Annotated in this window: 9 protein-coding genes; 6 read left to right on the top strand and 3 right to left on the bottom strand. The window is 71.5% G+C overall.

Annotated elements, in window-relative coordinates; translation table 11 throughout:
- A complete protein-coding gene (locus ACFYOP_RS01685) occupies positions 1-585 on the bottom strand; it encodes a biotin transporter BioY (RefSeq protein ID WP_356889786.1) in 585 nt (194 codons plus the stop codon).
- 427 nt (positions 586-1,012) lie between these two features.
- On the opposite strand from ACFYOP_RS01685, the gene ACFYOP_RS01680 reads away from it, so the two are divergent.
- The gene (locus tag ACFYOP_RS01680) at positions 1,013-2,428 is read left to right on the top strand and encodes an amino acid permease (protein ID WP_356889784.1); all 1,416 of its coding nucleotides are present in this window, start codon (positions 1,013-1,015) and stop codon (positions 2,426-2,428) included.
- Between the two features lie 95 nt (positions 2,429-2,523).
- Here ACFYOP_RS01680 and ACFYOP_RS01675 read toward each other — a convergent pair whose 3' ends face one another.
- On the bottom strand, positions 2,524-3,162 hold the full coding sequence (locus ACFYOP_RS01675) for a DsbA family protein (RefSeq protein ID WP_356889782.1): 639 nt from the start codon (positions 3,160-3,162) through the stop codon (positions 2,524-2,526).
- Positions 3,163-3,279: 117 nt separating this feature from the next.
- Between ACFYOP_RS01675 and pepN (ACFYOP_RS01670) the strand changes: the two genes are divergently transcribed.
- Together pepN (ACFYOP_RS01670) and ACFYOP_RS01665 are read left to right on the top strand one after the other, a co-directional pair.
- The gene (gene pepN / locus ACFYOP_RS01670; RefSeq protein WP_356889780.1) at positions 3,280-5,841 is read left to right on the top strand and encodes an aminopeptidase N; all 2,562 of its coding nucleotides are present in this window, start codon (positions 3,280-3,282) and stop codon (positions 5,839-5,841) included.
- A gap of 425 nt (positions 5,842-6,266) precedes the next feature.
- Positions 6,267-7,292: a hypothetical protein gene (locus tag ACFYOP_RS01665; RefSeq protein WP_356889778.1), complete on the top strand. Its 1,026-nt coding sequence runs from the start codon at positions 6,267-6,269 to the stop codon at positions 7,290-7,292.
- Here ACFYOP_RS01665 and ACFYOP_RS01660 read toward each other — a convergent pair.
- Positions 7,268-7,735, bottom strand: coding sequence for an NUDIX hydrolase (locus ACFYOP_RS01660; RefSeq protein WP_356889776.1), 468 nt, complete (start codon positions 7,733-7,735; stop codon positions 7,268-7,270). The genes ACFYOP_RS01665 and ACFYOP_RS01660 overlap by 25 nt on opposite strands.
- A 202-nt stretch (positions 7,736-7,937) precedes the next feature.
- Between ACFYOP_RS01660 and ACFYOP_RS01655 the strand changes: the two genes are divergently transcribed.
- The 3 genes from ACFYOP_RS01655 (at position 7,938) to pepN (ACFYOP_RS01645) (ending at position 15,208) form a co-directional block, all read left to right on the top strand.
- Complete coding sequence (locus tag ACFYOP_RS01655; RefSeq protein ID WP_356889774.1) at positions 7,938-11,258, top strand: S8 family serine peptidase; 3,321 nt, start codon at positions 7,938-7,940, stop codon at positions 11,256-11,258.
- A gap of 190 nt (positions 11,259-11,448) precedes the next feature.
- A complete protein-coding gene (locus ACFYOP_RS01650; protein WP_356889772.1) occupies positions 11,449-12,477 on the top strand; it encodes an aspartate-semialdehyde dehydrogenase in 1,029 nt (342 codons plus the stop codon).
- A gap of 160 nt (positions 12,478-12,637) precedes the next feature.
- Complete coding sequence (pepN, locus tag ACFYOP_RS01645; RefSeq protein ID WP_356889770.1) at positions 12,638-15,208, top strand: aminopeptidase N; 2,571 nt, start codon at positions 12,638-12,640, stop codon at positions 15,206-15,208.
- The last annotated feature ends 850 nt before the right edge of the window (positions 15,209-16,058 follow it).

The raw sequence follows: 16,058 nt of genomic DNA, 5'->3' as shown, positions 1-16,058 counted from the left end.
TCAGCCGCGGCGGCCGAGGAGCTTCCAGGTGGCGGGCAGCACGCCCATCGCCAGGGCGGCCTTCAGCGCGTCGCCGATCAGGAACGGCAGCAGGCCCGCGGCGACCGCTTCGCCGAGGGACATGCCGGTGGCGAGCGCCAGGTAGGGCACGCCGACCGCGTAGATGACCGCCGAACCGGCCGCCATGGTGCCCGCCATGCGCAGCACCGAACGGTCGCCGCCGCGGCGGGCGAGCTGACCGACGACGCCCGCGGCGAGCAGCATCCCGAGGATGTATCCGAAGGACGGCATCGCATAGCCGGAGGCGCCCTGGGCGAACCACGGCATGCCGGCCATGCCGGCCACCGCGTAGAGGGCGAGCGACAGCAGACCGCGGCGGGCGCCGAGCGCGGTGCCCACGAGGAGGGCGGCGAAGGTCTGGCCGGAGACGGGGACCGGGGAGCCGGGGACCGGGAGGGCGATCTGCGCCGCGATGCCGGTGAGAGCGGCGCCGCCGACGACCAGGGTGATGTCCCGTACACGGGAGGCGGGGAGCAGGTCGGCGAGGACGAGCCCCGGTCGGACGGGGGCGGCAGCAGTGCTCATCGGGACTCCGCGAGGGTGTGGGCGGTTCGGGACACGGCGACGGTAGCCCACGGGAGATCGCCGGATCACGAGCAGCCGCCCACAAAGCGACGGTTGACGGCTTGGTGGGGTTCGCACAAAGAGCCGGGATCATGCGACGGATGACGTGATGCTTGTCACTGAGGTCCGGGGCGCAGCGGGCGTTTTGCACAGTGGGCCCCCGCTCAGGGAGACTGTAGGGAATCCATAACTCGCACCGGGTGAACTGCGCACTGGAACCTCGGCGCGAGGAGGCATGTGACCGGCGCCACCGAGAGGTGGAGCTCGTGTGCACGGCCCCTGACCTTGTGTGAGCATCGTGACCGTATAGCGGACATCCGTTCCTTGTGAGCGGTGCCATGACCACACTTGGTCACTCCCCCGTCTCAGCTCAGAACAGGGCACGCCCATGTCTCGGACCACCGCGCCCGCGAAGGCCGACCAGCAGGCCGACGCCGCTGCGGACGCCACGCTCACGCACGGCCTCAAGCAACGCCATCTGTCGATGATCGCCCTCGGCGGTGTCATCGGCGCCGGGCTCTTCGTCGGCTCCGGGGCGGGCATCGCCGCGGCCGGCCCGTCGATCGTCGTCGCCTATGCGCTCTCCGGTCTGCTCGTCATGCTGGTGATGCGCATGCTGGGCGAGATGTCGGCCGCGAACCCGGCCTCCGGCTCCTTCTCGGTGCACGCCGAGCGCGCGATCGGGCCGTGGGCGGGATTCACCGCCGGCTGGGCGTTCTGGTTCCTGCTCTGCGTGGCCGTCGGCCTGGAGGCGATCGGCGCCGCCGGGATCATGACGGGCTGGTTCCCGGGCACGCCCGAGTGGGCCTGGGTGGCGCTGTTCATGATGGTGTTCTGCGGAACCAACCTGGCGGCGGTGAAGAACTTCGGCGAGTTCGAGTTCTGGTTCGCCGCTCTCAAGGTCGGCGCGATCGTGCTCTTCCTCGGCATCGGCGTGCTCGCCATCGCCGGCGGCCTGCCGGACGTCCAAGCCCCCGGCACCGCCAATCTGACCGGCGACGGCGGATTCATGCCCAACGGCGCCGAAGGTCTGATCGTGGGTCTGCTCGCCTCCGTCTTCGCCTACGGCGGTCTGGAGACGGTCACCATCGCCGCCGCCGAGTCGGAGCACCCGGTGCGGGGCGTCGCGAAGGCCGTGCGCACCGCGATGTGGCGGATCGCCGTGTTCTACATCGGTTCGATGGCGGTCATCGTCACGCTGGTGCCCTGGCACGACCCGGCGGTCGAGAAGAAGGGCCCGTACGTCGCGACCCTGGACCACCTGGGCATCCCCGGCGCGGGCGGGATCATGAACGTCGTCGTGCTGGTCGCCCTGCTCTCCGCGATGAACGCCAACATCTACGGCGCCTCCCGCATGGCCTGCTCGCTGGTCGCCCGCGACCAGGGTCCGAAGGCGCTGGGCCGGATCTTCGGCGGCGTGCCCCGTGTCGCCGTCGTCGTCTCCTCTCTCTTCGGGTTCCTGTGCGTGCTGCTGTCGTACTGGCGGCCGAACGACATTTTCATGTGGCTGCTCAACACGATCGGCGCGATCATCCTGGTCGTCTGGTTCTTCATCGCCGTCTCCCAGCTCGTCCTGCGCCGCCGCACCGAGCGCGAGGCGCCCGAGAAGCTGGTCGTGAAGATGTGGCTGTTCCCGGGCCTGACCTGGGTGGCGCTGGCGGGCATGGCGGCCGTGTTCGTACTGATGGCGCGCGAGGAGGGCACCCGGGTCCAACTGCTGTGGACGGGCGGCCTGACGCTGCTGCTGGCGGCGCTCGGCCACCTGATCCAGCGGGGGCGCGGCGCCCGCGCCCCGCTCGACTGAACCGCGCCGCACGACGACGGAGGGACCCCTGGGCCGTCATGGCCCGGGGGTCCCTCCGTCGTTCGGTGCTGTCGTTCGGTGTGTCCGGGAACCGCTCAGTCGAAGATCGGGCCCGTCGTCCGGGTCCGCTTGATCTCGTAGAAGCCCGGGATCGAGGCGACCATCAGCGTGCCGTCCCAGAGCTTGGCCGCCTCCTCGCCCTTGGGGGCGGGGGTGACGACCGGGCCGAAGAAGGCGATCTGCTCGCCGTCGGCGCCCGGGACCGCGATGACCGGCGTGCCGACCTCCTGGCCGACCTTGTCTATGCCCTCCTTGTGGGAGGCGCGCAGCTGGGCGTCGTACGTGTCCTTGTCCGCGAAGTCGGCAAGGGACGCCGGCAGACCGGCCTCCTCGAGGGCGGCGACCACGGCCTCGCGGACGGGGCCCCGGCCCTCGTTGTGGAAGCGGGTGCCGAGGGCGGTGTAGAGCTTGCCGACCACCTCGTCGCCGTGCTCCTGCTGGGCGGCGACGACGACCCGCACCGGACCCCACGCCTGGTTCTCCAGCATGTCCCGGTACTCCTCCGAGACCTGGTCGAGCTTGTCCTCGTTGAGTACGGCGAGGCTCATCACATGCCAACGCACCTCTACGTCGCGGACCTTCTCGACCTCGAGCATCCAGCGGGAGGTCATCCAGGCCCAGGGGCACAGCGGGTCGAACCAGAAGTCCACGGGCGTCTTGCCGTCGTGCGACATATCACTCCTCGGAAAAGGGGCGGCGCCCTGCGCGCCTGCCGTGGCAACGCCGTCGAGGGCCCCGTCGATTCCCGTGGGAGGATCACTTCTGTTCGAACGAGACACGAAGGAGTGCTTGTGCCCGGTGAGAATCTGTCCCGCGACGAGGCCCGGTCCCGGGCCGGACTGCTGTCCGTCGACGGGTACCAGGTGGCCCTCGACGTGCGTTCCGCGGTCGGGGAGCCCGAGAACTCCTCCGGGACGCGTACGTACCGCTCCGTGACCACGATCCGGTTCCGTGCCGCGGAGCCGGGCGCCTCGACGTTCGTGGACCTGGTGGCCCCGGCCGTGACGGCCGTCACCCTCAACGGCAAACGGCTGGACCCGGCCGCCGTCTTCGACGGCTCACGCATCACGCTCGACGGCCTGGCCGCGGAGAACGTGCTGGTCGTCGACGCCCAGTGCGCCTACAGCCGCACCGGCGAGGGCCTGCACCGCTTCGTCGACCCCGAGGACGGCGAGGTCTACCTCTACACCCAGTACGAACCGGCCGACGCGCGGCGGGTCTTCGCCAACTTCGAGCAGCCCGACCTGAAGGCACCGTTCCGCTTCGAGGTGACGGCCCCCGAGGGCTGGACGGTGTGGAGCAACCGCGAGGGCGCGCGCGCCGAGGACGGGACGTGGCGGTTCGCCGAGACCGCGCCCATCTCGACGTACATCACCGCGATCGTCGCCGGTCCGTACCACTACGAGACCGATGTGTACGAGCGCGAGCTGGCCGACGGCACGGTGCTGCGGATCCCGCTGGGCGCCATGTGCCGCAAGGGGCTCGCCCGGCACTTCGACGCCGACGACATCTTCCTCGTCACCAAGCAGGGCCTGGACTTCTTCCACGAGCACTTCGACTACCCGTACCCCTTCGGAAAGTACGACCAGGCGTTCGTGCCCGAGTACAACATCGGCGCGATGGAGAACCCGGGCTGTGTCACCTTCCGCGAGGAGTTCGTCTTCCGCGGCAAGGTGACGCAGGCGTCGTACGAGCGCCGGGCCAACGTCATCCTGCACGAGATGGCGCACATGTGGTTCGGCGACCTGGTCACCATGCAGTGGTGGGACGACCTGTGGCTCAAGGAGTCCTTCGCGGACTTCATGGGCTCGTTCTCGATGGTGGAGGCCACCCGCTTCACCAATGGCTGGGTCACCTTCGCCAACAACCGCAAGGCGTGGGCGTACCGGGCCGACCAGCTGCCGTCGACGCATCCGATCACCGCCGACATCCGTGACCTCGAGGACGCCAAGCTCAACTTCGACGGCATCACGTACGCCAAGGGCGCGTCCGTCCTCAAGCAGCTCGTCGCGTACGTCGGTCGGGACGCGTTCCTCGAAGGCGCGCGGCGCTACTTCAAGCGGCACGCGTACGGGAACACCCGGCTCGGCGACCTGCTGTCCGTGCTGGAGGAGACCTCCGGGCGCGACATGAAGACCTGGTCGCGCTCCTGGCTGGAGACGTCCGGCGTCAACTCGCTGACCCCCGAGGTCGTCCTCGGGGACGGCGGCCGGATCGCGGAACTGGCGATCGCCCAGGACGGCGCGACGCTGCGGCCGCACCGGGTGGCGGTCGGCCTGTACCGCCTCCAGGACGGCGAACTGGTGCGGTACGCGCAGACGGGAGTGGACGTCACCGGGGCGCGGACGGTCGTCGCCGGGCTCGCCGGCGAGGAGCGGCCGGGGCTGGTCCTGGTCAACGACGAGGACCTGACGTACTGCAAGCTCCGCTTCGACGAAGGGTCACTGGAGACGCTGCGGGCGTCCCTCGGCGACATCACCGACCCGCTGGCGCGGGCGCTGTGCTGGTCGGCGCTGTGGAACCTGACGCGGGACGCGCTGATGCCGGCGCGGGACTTCGTCGGCCTGGTGCTGAAGTTCGCCGGCCGCGAGTCCGACATCGGCGTCCTGCAGATGCTGCACGCGTGGACCCGTTCGGCCCTCGTCCACTACGTCGCGCCCGACTGGCGCGAGGAGGGCGGCCGGCTGGCCGCGGAGGGCGCGCTGCGGGAGCTGCGGGACGCCGAGCCGGGCAGCCAGCACCAGCTGACGTGGGCGCGGTTCTTCGCGTCGGTCGCCGCGTCCGACGCGGACCTGGGGCTGCTGGGCGGTCTGCTGGACGGCACCGCGAAGATCGACGGGCTGGACGTCGACCAGGAGCTGCGCTGGTCGTTCCTCGAACCGCTGGCCGCGCACGGCGTCGCCGACGAGTCCGCGATCGCGGCGGAACTGGCGCGCGACGACACGGCGTCGGGCAAGCGGCACGAGGTGCGCTGCCTGGCGTCCCGGCCGTCGGCGGCGGTCAAGGACCAGGCGTGGGCGGCGGTCGTCGAGTCCGACGCCCTCTCCAACGCGCTGGTCGAGGCGACGATCTCGGGCTTCGTCCAGCCGTCGCAGCGTGCGCTGATCGCGCCGTACACGCAGAAGTACTTCGAGGCGATCGAGCGCGTGTGGGCGCAGCGGTCGATCCAGATCGGGATGGACGTGGTGCGGGGCCTGTACCCGTCCCTGCAGGACTCCCCCGCGACGCTCGCCGCGACGGACGAGTGGCTCGCCGCGCACCCGTCGGCGGCGCCGGCGCTGCGGCGGCTGGTGGTCGAGGCACGGGACGATTTGGCGCGGGCGCTGGGGGCGCAGGGGCGGGACGGGGGCTGACGGCTCCGGGGGCGGGGGCGGGGGCCGCTGCGCGGAGCTGTCCCCCACCCCGCCCCTTCCCGAAACCGGGCTCCGCCCGGACCCAGACCGCCCGGTGGGCGGGGGGCCGGGCTCCGCCCGCGCCCGGTACCGCGCTCCGCGCGGTGGCCTCAAACTCCCCCTACGACCTGGCGGCCGTGGGAACTTCCCCCAGGCCGGGCTGGAAATGCCGCTGCGCGGCACCCACCCCAAGCCGGGCAACTCCAGCCCCGCCGGCGATTGAGGCGCCGGGCTCGGGGCAGCGCCCCGACAAGCGGCAGGCTCCCGGCGCGCGGGACGCGGTGTCGGCAGTCGAACGGACGTACTTTAGGGCAGGGTCGTCCCGAATTGTCGACGAGCTTGTAACAGCGGTTAGGCCGGTCCGGGGACGCGGGCACATCATCGGCATGAGTCAGCCCGACGCTTCCCTCTCCTCTCTTCCGCTCCCTCTCCCCTCCGCGTCCCACCGCGTCGTGTCCGGCGCCCAGTTGCGGACGCACGGTGTGACGCCCTCGCGGGTCGCGGAGCAGTGCCGGCCCGGTGGGGCGTGGCAGATGCTGCTGCCGGGGGTGTACCTGCTGCACCCGGGGCCGCCCACCGGGACCGAGCGGCTGCACGCCGTGCTGCTGTACGCCGGCCGGCCCGTCCTGCCGGCGCAGCGGCAGGAGCGGCACGACTCGGCGCCGTACGGCGACGCCATGGTCACCGGACTCGCCGCGCTCGCGCTGCACGGGTTCTCGGCCGTGCCGTCGCTGACGGCGCTCGAGGTGATCGACGTGCTGGTGCCGCGGACACGGCGGCTGCGGTCGGCGGGGTGCGCCCGGCTGCTGCGAGGGCACGCGCTGCCGCCGGCGGAGGACATCGGCGGCCTGCCCGTCGCCCCCGCGCCCCGTGCCGTCGCCGACGCGGTGGCACAACTGGACGACGCGCGGCTGGCCGGCCGGCTGCTGACGGAGGCCGTGCGCGGCGGGCACTGCGAACCGGCCGCGCTGGTACGCGAGTTGAACGACGCCGGACTGCTGGACCGGCCGCACGTCGTCAGCGCCGTCGACGACCTGCTCGCGGAGCGCCGCGCGCTGGCCGAGGGCCGGCTGTACCGGCTGGTGCGCGACGGCGGTCTGCCCGACCCGTTGTGGAACGTGGAGCTCCGCCTGCCCGGCGGGCCGCGGCTCGGCGGGGTCGACGCGTACTGGCCCGAGCAGGCCGTCGCCGTGGAGCTGGACACCCGCACCCCGCGCCGGGACGAGGACGCCGAGTGGTCGCGGTACGCCCGCAAGCGGGACCACCTGGAGCGCCTGGGCGTCACGGTCGTGCACCTCACGCCGCGCAAACTGCGCGACGCCCCCGAGCAGCAGGCGACCGTGGTGCGTACGGCACTGATGGCCGCGGCCGACCGCGATCCCGCCGCCTACGTGGTGGTCCTGCCCCGCTGAACCGCCCTGCCGAGCGCGGGCCTGGAGCGCCACAGTTCCAGGCCGACGTCGACGAGTTCCACCCGGTCGAGGCCCGGCACCGCCGCCAGGGGGTGCCAGGCGGCCAGGTCCGTCGAGCCGTTGACCTCGTTGCGCAGCTCGCCGCCGGTGATCCGGCCCTCGTACACGATGCGCAGGCCCTGGAAGTCGGCGAACGCGCCGAGTCTGCGCGGGTAGCGGCGGCTCAGCGAGTCGAGTCCGAGCAGGGCCGTCATCTCGGAGACGTACCCGGTCTCTTCCGCCACCTCGCGCACGACGGTGTCGAGGGGGTCCTCGCCGTGGTCCATGCCGCCGCCGGGGAGCGTCCACTTCTTGGTTCCGTCGCGCGCGACCCAGCGGGCCAGCAGGATCTGCTCGTCCCGGACGCACACGGCGTACGCCGCGACCCTCAACTCCTTGTTCATCCGGTGAGATTACCGGCGCGCCGGGCGGACGAGGGAGATACGCACCGATTCGTTCCCTGTGGCGGACTGTGCACGGTGGCGGATGTGCGCCATGCGCAGATCCGCCTCGATCAACCCTCCACAAACCCCTGTCATTTACGAAAGGCTGAGCGGTCATCCGGCACCGTATTCCGGACCCTCTCTTTCACGAACAGGGATACTGATGACCCCCCAACCCGAGAGCTCCGCAACAGGACGCTCGACGCCAGGGCACAGACGCGTGGCGCGCGTCGCGGCCGCCGCCTCCATGGTGGCCGCGCTCGTCGCCGCCGGCATCGCCCCGGCTGTCGCCTCCACACCCGCCGACGACCCGGCGGGCACCAAGGAGATCAAGGCCGCCAAGTCCTCCGACAAGATCGGCAAGGCCGACGAGGAACTGCTGGCGGAGGCCGAGGCCAAGGGCGAGAAGAGCGTCACCGTCATGGTGGCCACCGCCCCCGGCAAGACCGAGCAGGTCACGGACCGGCTGAACGCCGTCGAGGGCGCAGTCGTCGGCCGGACCTTCGACGAACTCGGCTATGTGAGTGCCACGCTGCCCACGGACAAGGCGAAGGCGGCCCTCAACTCGGCCGCCAAGCTGTCCAGCGTGCAGGGCATCGACCTCAAGCACGAGATCAAGCTGGACGACCCGACCCCGGCAGCGGACGCCGTCGCGTCCGCAGGGACTGCCGAGGCCCAGGTCGAGCAGTACCCGGCGCCCGGGGAGGGGACGCCGGCCAAGAACCCGTACAACCCGTCGTTCGAGACGGGAGCGGTGGACTTCGTCAAGAAGAACCCGAAGGCCGACGGTCGCGGCGTGACCATCGGAGTCCTCGACTCCGGTGTCGACGTCGCTCACCCGGCGCTGCAGAAGACCACCACCGGCGAGCGCAAGATCGTCGACTGGGTCACCGCCACGGACCCGGTGGCCGACGGCGACCGCACCTGGCTGCGGATGAACACGGCCGTCTCCGGCCCGACGTTCGCCGTGAACGGGCGCACCTACAGCGCCCCGGCAGGCGACTACCGCTTCAACCTGTTCGCCGAGGCCGCCACCAAGGGCGGCGACATGGCGGGCGACCTGAACCGGGACGGCGACACCACCGACGTCTGGGCGGTCCTCTACGACGAGGGCACCCGCACGGCGCGGGTGGACCTGAACAACAACGGCGATTTCGCCGACGACACCCTGATGAAGCCGTACAAGAACGGCTTCCAGGTCGGCTACTTCGGCGAGGACGACCCGAAGACCGCGATCGCCGAACGCATCCCGTTCGTCATCGAGGTCCGTACCGACGTCGTCTACAACAGCGCGGGCGCGACCGCCGACTTCGTCAACATCGGCGTCATCGAGGGCTCGCACGGCACGCACGTCGCCGGCATCACCGCCGCCAACAGCCTCTTCGGCGGCCGGATGAACGGCGCCGCGCCCGGCGCGAAGATAGTCTCCTCGCGCGCCTGCACCTGGAGCGGCGGCTGCACCAACATCGCGCTCACCGAGGGCATGGCCGACCTGGTCATCAACCGCGGCGTGGACATCGTCAACATGTCCATCGGCGGTCTGCCGGCGCTGAACGACGGCAACAACGCGCGCGCCGCGCTCTACAACCGGCTCATCGACACCTACGGCGTCCAGCTGGTGATCTCCGCGGGCAACTCCGGCCCCGGCATCAACACCCTCGGCGACCCGGCCGTCGCGGACAAGGTGATCTCCGTCGGCGCGTCCATCTCCAAGGAGACCTGGGCCGCCAACTACGGCTCCGGCGTCGAGAAGAAGTACGCGATGCTGCCCTTCTCCTCGCGCGGCCCGCGTGAGGACGGCGGCTTCACGCCGACGCTGACCGCCCCGGGCGCGGCCGTCAACACCACCCAGACCTGGGCGGCCGGCGGACCGGTCAAGGAGGCCGGCTACGCGCTGCCGCCCGGCTACTCGATGATGCAGGGCACCTCGATGTCCTCGCCGCAGGCCGCCGGCGCGGCCGCGCTGCTGCTCTCCGCGGCGAAGCAGCGTGACATCGAGCTCACCCCGGCGCAGCTGCGCACCGCCCTGACCAGCACCGCCGACCGCATCAGCGGTGTGGCGGCACACGAGCAGGGCGCGGGCCTGATCGACGTCGTGGACGCCTGGAAGCAGATCCGGCGCGGCGTCGCCGCCCACGAGTACACGGTCAAGGCGCCGGTCGACACCTCGATCGACTTCGCGCTGAAGACCCCGGGCTTCGGCACCGGCCTCTACGACCGCGAGGGCGGTCTGCAGGTCGGCAAGAGCCGGACGTACGACGTCACCGTCACGCGCACGACCGGCCCGGACCGGGCGGTCGAGCACACGCTGCGCTGGAAGAACAACGACGGCACCTTCCGTCTGCTCGGCGGCTCCAAGGTCAGGCTCCCGCTGAACCAGCCGGTCACCGTCACCGTCCAGGCGCGGCCGAAGACGGCCGGCGTGCACAGCGCGATCCTCGAGGCGAACGACCGCCGCACCGTCGGCGTGGACAAGCAGATCCTGGCCACCGTGGTCGTCTCCGACGAGCTCGCGAAGCCCGGGTACACCGTCTCGAAGTCCGACTCGGTGCAGCGCAACAGCCACAAGTCGTACTTCGTCACGGTCCCCGAGGGCGCCAAGAACCTCGAGGTCGCGATCGGCGGGCTCGACGAGGGCAGCCAGACCCGGTTCATCGGCATCCACCCGTACGGACTGCCGGTCGACCCGACCTCGACGATCAACTGCTACCCGAACTACGACAACCCGGCGAACACCTGCCGTCCGGACGTCCGGTCCTACGAGAACCCGCAGCCGGGCGTGTGGGAGATCGAGGTCGAGTCGCGGCGTACGTCCCCGCTGCTGGACAACCCGTTCAAGCTGGACGTGACGGTGCTGGGCGCCACCTTCGACCCGGCGGTCAAGACACTCCCCGAGGCGAAGATCGGCACGCCGACGGCCGTCGAGTGGGACGTCACCAACGGCTTCGGCGCCATCGACGGCAAGCTGGCCGGCGGTTCGCTCGGCTCGGCGAAGGTCGCCCGTCCGTCCATCGCGGACGGTGAGTCGCAGGAGTCCACAGTCACCATCGGCGAGGGCGTGGAGCGCCTCGACGTGGCGATCGGCGCGACCTCCGACAACGGCGCCGACCTGGACCTCGTGGTCCTCAAGGACGGCGCGGTGGTCGGCCAGTCCGCGGACGGCGACTCGGAGGAGGCGGTGAGCCTGATCAAGCCGGCCGCCGGCACCTACACGATCGTGGTCGACGGCTACTCGGTCCCGGCCGGGACCACCGAGTACGACTATCGCGACGTGTTCTTCTCCTCGTCGCTGGGCACCGTGAAGGTCGACTCCAACAAGTCGATCAAGCTCGCGAACGGCGCGTCGGCGCAGGTCAGCGCCGAGGTCCTGGTGAGCGGCGCGGCTCCCGAGGGACGTCAGTTCTTCGGTGAGGTGCAGCTGCTGAACGGCCGCGGCACCGTCGCGGGCGCGGGCAGCGTGGTGATCGGCAAGGTCACCGAGTAGCACCTCGGCGCTGGACGGTACGGGGCGGGGATCCGGTGCGGGTCCCCGCCCCTTCTTTATGTCCGTGCAGGTCAGACGGCATGAGGAGTCTCACATGTCCCGCCACTCGGACAACCGATTGGACAAGCCGAGTGGGGACATACGCATCATGGAGCGGCACAGGGCCGCAAGAACGTACGGAGGAGTCCCCGTGAAGGTCGGAATCGTCGGAGCCACCGGGCAGGTCGGCACGGTCATGCGCAAGATCCTTGCCGAACGGAAGTTCCCGGTGGACGAGCTGCGGCTGTTCGCCTCGGCCCGGTCCGCGGGTTCCACCATCGAGTGGGAGGGCCGGGAGATCACGGTCGAGGACGCCTCCACCGCCGACTACACCGGCCTGGACATCGCGATCTTCTCCGCCGGCGGCGCGACCTCCAGGGCGCTCGCCGAGAAGGTCGCGGGCCAGGGCGCGGTCGTGATCGACAACTCCTCCGCCTGGCGCCGTGACCCCGAGGTGCCGCTGGTGGTGTCCGAGGTCAACCCGCACGCGATCAAGGACCGCCCCAAGGGGATCATCGCCAACCCGAACTGCACCACGATGGCCGCCATGCCGGTCCTCAAGCCGCTGCACCGGGAAGCGGGCCTGGTCTCGCTGGTCGCCACCACCTACCAGGCGGTCTCCGGCTCGGGCCTCGCGGGCGTCGCGGAGCTGGACGACCAGGTCAGGGCCGCGGCGGACCGCGCCAAGGAGCTCACCCACGACGGCGAGGCCGTCGCCTTCCCCGAGCCCGGCGTCTACAAGCGCCCGATCGCCTTCAACGTGCTGCCGCTGGCCGGTTCGATCGTCGACGACGGCTCGCACGAGACCGACGAGGAGCAGAAGCTCCGCAACGAGTCCCGCAAGATCCTCGAGATCCCGGAGCTCAAGGTCTCCGGCACCTGCGTCCGCGTCCCCGTGTTCTCCGGTCACTCGCTGCAGGTCAACGCCCGCTTCGCGAACCCGCTGGCCGTGGAGCGCGCCTACGAGCTGCTGAAGGACGCCCCGGGCGTCGAGCTCTCCGAGATCCCGACGCCGCTGCAGGCGGCCGGCAAGGACGTCTCGTACGTGGGCCGCATCCGGGTGGACGAGACCGTGGACAACGGTCTGGCGCTGTTCCTGTCGGGCGACAACCTGCGCAAGGGCGCGGCGCTGAACGCCGTGCAGATCGCGGAGCTCGTCGCGGAGGAGCTGCGCGGCTGAGCAGGATCTCCTGGGGGCGGGCGCCGGTGCGGCGCCCGCCCCTTCGGCGTGCTCGAGGTCCTCGCGGGGGCGGGGCCGCGGTGGCGGATTCTCCCGGGCGGGTGGCGCACCCCGCGTGGAAGGATGTGCCGCAACCATCACATACCGAGGAGATGACCGGGTGCCTGGCACAAACCTGACCCGTGAAGAGGCGCAGCAGCGCGCGCGCCTGCTCACCGTTGACTCGTACGAGATCGACCTCGATCTCTCCGGGGCGCAGGAAGGCGGGACCTACCGGTCCGAGACCACTGTGCGTTTCGCGTCCGCGGAGGCGAACGCGGAGACGTTCATCGACCTCGTCGCACCGGCCGTGCACGACGTCGTACTCAACGGCAAGCCGCTGGACGTCGCCGAGGTCTTCAGGGACTCGCGGATCGCGCTGAAGCGGTTGCGCGAGGGCGACAACGAGCTGAAGGTCGTCGCCGACTGCGCTTACACCAACACCGGCGAGGGGCTGCACCGCTTCGTCGACCCGGTGGACCAGCAGGCTTATCTGTACACGCAGTTCGAGGTGCCGGACGCGCGGCGGGTCTTCGCCAGCTTCGAGCAGCCCGACCTGAAGGCGACGTTCGCCTTCACCGTGAAGGCCCCCGAGGGCTGGACGGTCGTCTCGAACTCGCCGACGCCGGAGCCCGACGGCACCATCTGGCGCTTCGAGCCGACGCCGCGGATCTCCACGTACATCACGGCGCTGATCGTCGGTCCGTACCACGCCGTCCACAGCTCGTACGAGAAGGACGGCCATTCCGTCCCGCTCGGCATCTACTGCCGCCCGTCGCTGGCGGAGTTCCTGGACGCGGACGCGATCTTCGACGTCACCCGGCAGGGCTTCGAGTGGTTCCAGGAGAAGTTCGACTACGCGTACCCGTTCGCCAAGTACGACCAGCTCTTCGTGCCGGAGTTCAACGCCGGCGCGATGGAGAACGCGGGCGCCGTCACCATCCGCGACCAGTACGTCTTCCGTTCGAAGGTGACGGACGCGGCGTACGAGGTGCGGGCGGAGACGATCCTGCACGAGCTCGCGCACATGTGGTTCGGCGACCTCGTCACCATGGAGTGGTGGAACGACCTGTGGCTGAACGAGTCGTTCGCCACCTACACCTCGATCGCGTGCCAGGCGTACGCGCCGGGCTCGAAGTGGCCGCACTCGTGGACCACGTTCGCGAACTCGATGAAGACGTGGGCGTACCGGCAGGACCAGCTCCCGTCGACGCACCCGATCATGGCCGAAATCCGTGACCTCGACGACGTTCTCGTGAACTTCGACGGCATCACGTACGCCAAGGGCGCGTCGGTCCTCAAGCAGCTCGTCGCGTATGTCGGCATGGACGAGTTCTTCCGCGGTGTGCAGGCGTACTTCAAGGCGCACGCGTACGGCAACACCCGTCTGTCCGACCTGCTCGGCGCGCTGGAGGAGACCAGCGGACGGGATCTGAGGACCTGGTCGAAGGCATGGCTGGAAACAGCCGGTATCAACATCCTGCGTCCCGAGATCACCACGGACGGCTCCGGCGCCGTCACCGCCTTCGCGGTACGCCAGGAGGCCCCGGCGCTTCCCGCGGGCGCCAAGGGGGAGCCGGTGCTCCGCCCGCACCGGATCGCCATCGGCCTGTACGACCTGGACGGCGCCGGCAAGCTGGTGCGCCGCGAGCGGATCGAGCTGGACGTCGACGGCGAGCTGACGGACGTGCCGCAGCTCGTGGGCACGGCGCGTCCGGCGGTCGTGCTGCTCAACGACGACGACCTGTCGTACGCGAAGGTCCGCCTCGACGAGGAGTCCCTGCGCAACGTCACCGCGCACCTGGGCGACTTCACCGAGTCCCTGCCGCGCGCGCTGTGCTGGGCCTCCGCGTGGGACATGACCCGCGACGGCGAGCTCGCCACCCGCGACTACCTGGCGCTGGTCCTGTCCGGCATCGGCAAGGAGTCGGACATCGGCGTCGTCCAGTCGCTGCACCGCCAGGTCAAGCTCGCCCTCGACCTGTACGCGGCGCCCGGGTGGCGCGAGGCCGGCCTCACCCGGTGGACGGACGCCACGCTGGCGCACCTGCGGGCGGCGGCCCCGGGCAGCGACCACCAGCTCGCCTGGGCGCGGGCGTTCGCCGCGACGGCCCGCACCCCGCAGCAGCTCGACCTGCTCCAGGCGCTGCTGGACGGCACCGAGACGATCGAGGGCCTGGCCGTCGACACCGAGCTGCGCTGGGCCTTCGTCGAGCGGCTGGCCGCGACCGGCGTCCTCGACGAGGACGACATCGCGGGCGAGTACGAGCGGGACAAGACCGCCGCGGGCGAGCGCCACGCGGCGACCGCGCGGGCCGCGCGCCCGACCCCGGAGGCGAAGGCGGAGGCGTGGGCCTCCGTCGTCGAGAGCGACAAGCTCCCGAACGCCGTGCAGGAGTCGGTGATCGCGGGCTTCGTCCAGACCGACCAGCGTGAGCTGCTGGCGCCGTACGCGGACAAGTACTTCGCGGCCGTCAAGGACGTCTGGGAGTCGCGCAGCCACGAGATGGCGCAGCAGGTGGCGATCGGTCTCTACCCGTCGCTGCTCGTCTCCCAGGACACGCTGGACGCGACGGACGCGTGGCTCGCCTCCGCCGAGCCCAACGCGGCCCTGCGCCGCCTCGTCTCCGAGTCCCGCGCGGGCGTCGAACGCGCCCTCCGCGCCCAGTCGGCGGACGCGGCGGCAGCCTGACGCCCTGGCCGGTCCCGGCCCCACGCTCGGCAGGGGCCGGGACCGGCCACCGGGCCGTCGCCGCCACGGTGGCGGCGACGGCAGCGGACCACGCCACACCCGGTGCCGACCGGACCGCCGGCCACCGGTGCACGCCCGGCCGCCCACGACCCGGGGGCCGGGCCCTCACTGGCCCGCCCCACACGTCGCCCCACGGTGGCGGTCCCATGCCGCGTCGGCTGCCGGCCCGGGCCCTCGCCGCGCCCACGGCAGCCACCCGGACCCGCGCCAGGGGCAACGGCTCCTGCCCCACCGGTGCCGGCCGGCCTGCCCGTCACCGGCACACGCCGCGGCACGTCACCGCCACCCATCGCCCGGGCCCGGACCCGTCAGTGGCGGCAGCGGCATGCCGACCGATTCCGCCGGCACACGCCCCCGCCGCGCCGGCTCCCACCGCCCATGCCCGAACCCGGGCAACCGGCGGTGGCGGTGGCGGTGGCCGTCCATACCGCGCCGGCTCCCAACGCACCCACGGCAGCCCACCCCGGCCCGCGCCACCGGCGGCAGCGGCCATGCCGCCCGGCCGCGCCGGCGGCGGATCGCCCGCCCCGGGCAAGGGGCGAAGCCCGCGAGGAGCACCGCGCCCACGCACGCTCCCACTCCCACAACGCCGCCCAAGTGCGGGCATGACCCGTCGCGGGACCGCAGCTCCCCGAACCGGGGGCGGGCGGGTGCCGCCCTGCCCCGGCGGCCCGGCGGCCCGGCGGCCCGGCGTGCGCGCGACCAGTCGCCGGACCACAGCTTCTCCGACACGCGTGCGGGCGCAGGTGCCTGTGCCGGGCGGACCACCGGAGCCCGCCACCGTGCGGAC

The sequence above is a fragment of the Streptomyces sp. NPDC006294 genome (genome assembly GCF_042870895.1).
GTDB lineage: Bacteria > Actinomycetota > Actinomycetes > Streptomycetales > Streptomycetaceae > Streptomyces.
The sequence above is the reverse complement of the archived record's forward strand: the minus strand, read 5'-3'. Positions and strand labels throughout refer to the sequence as shown.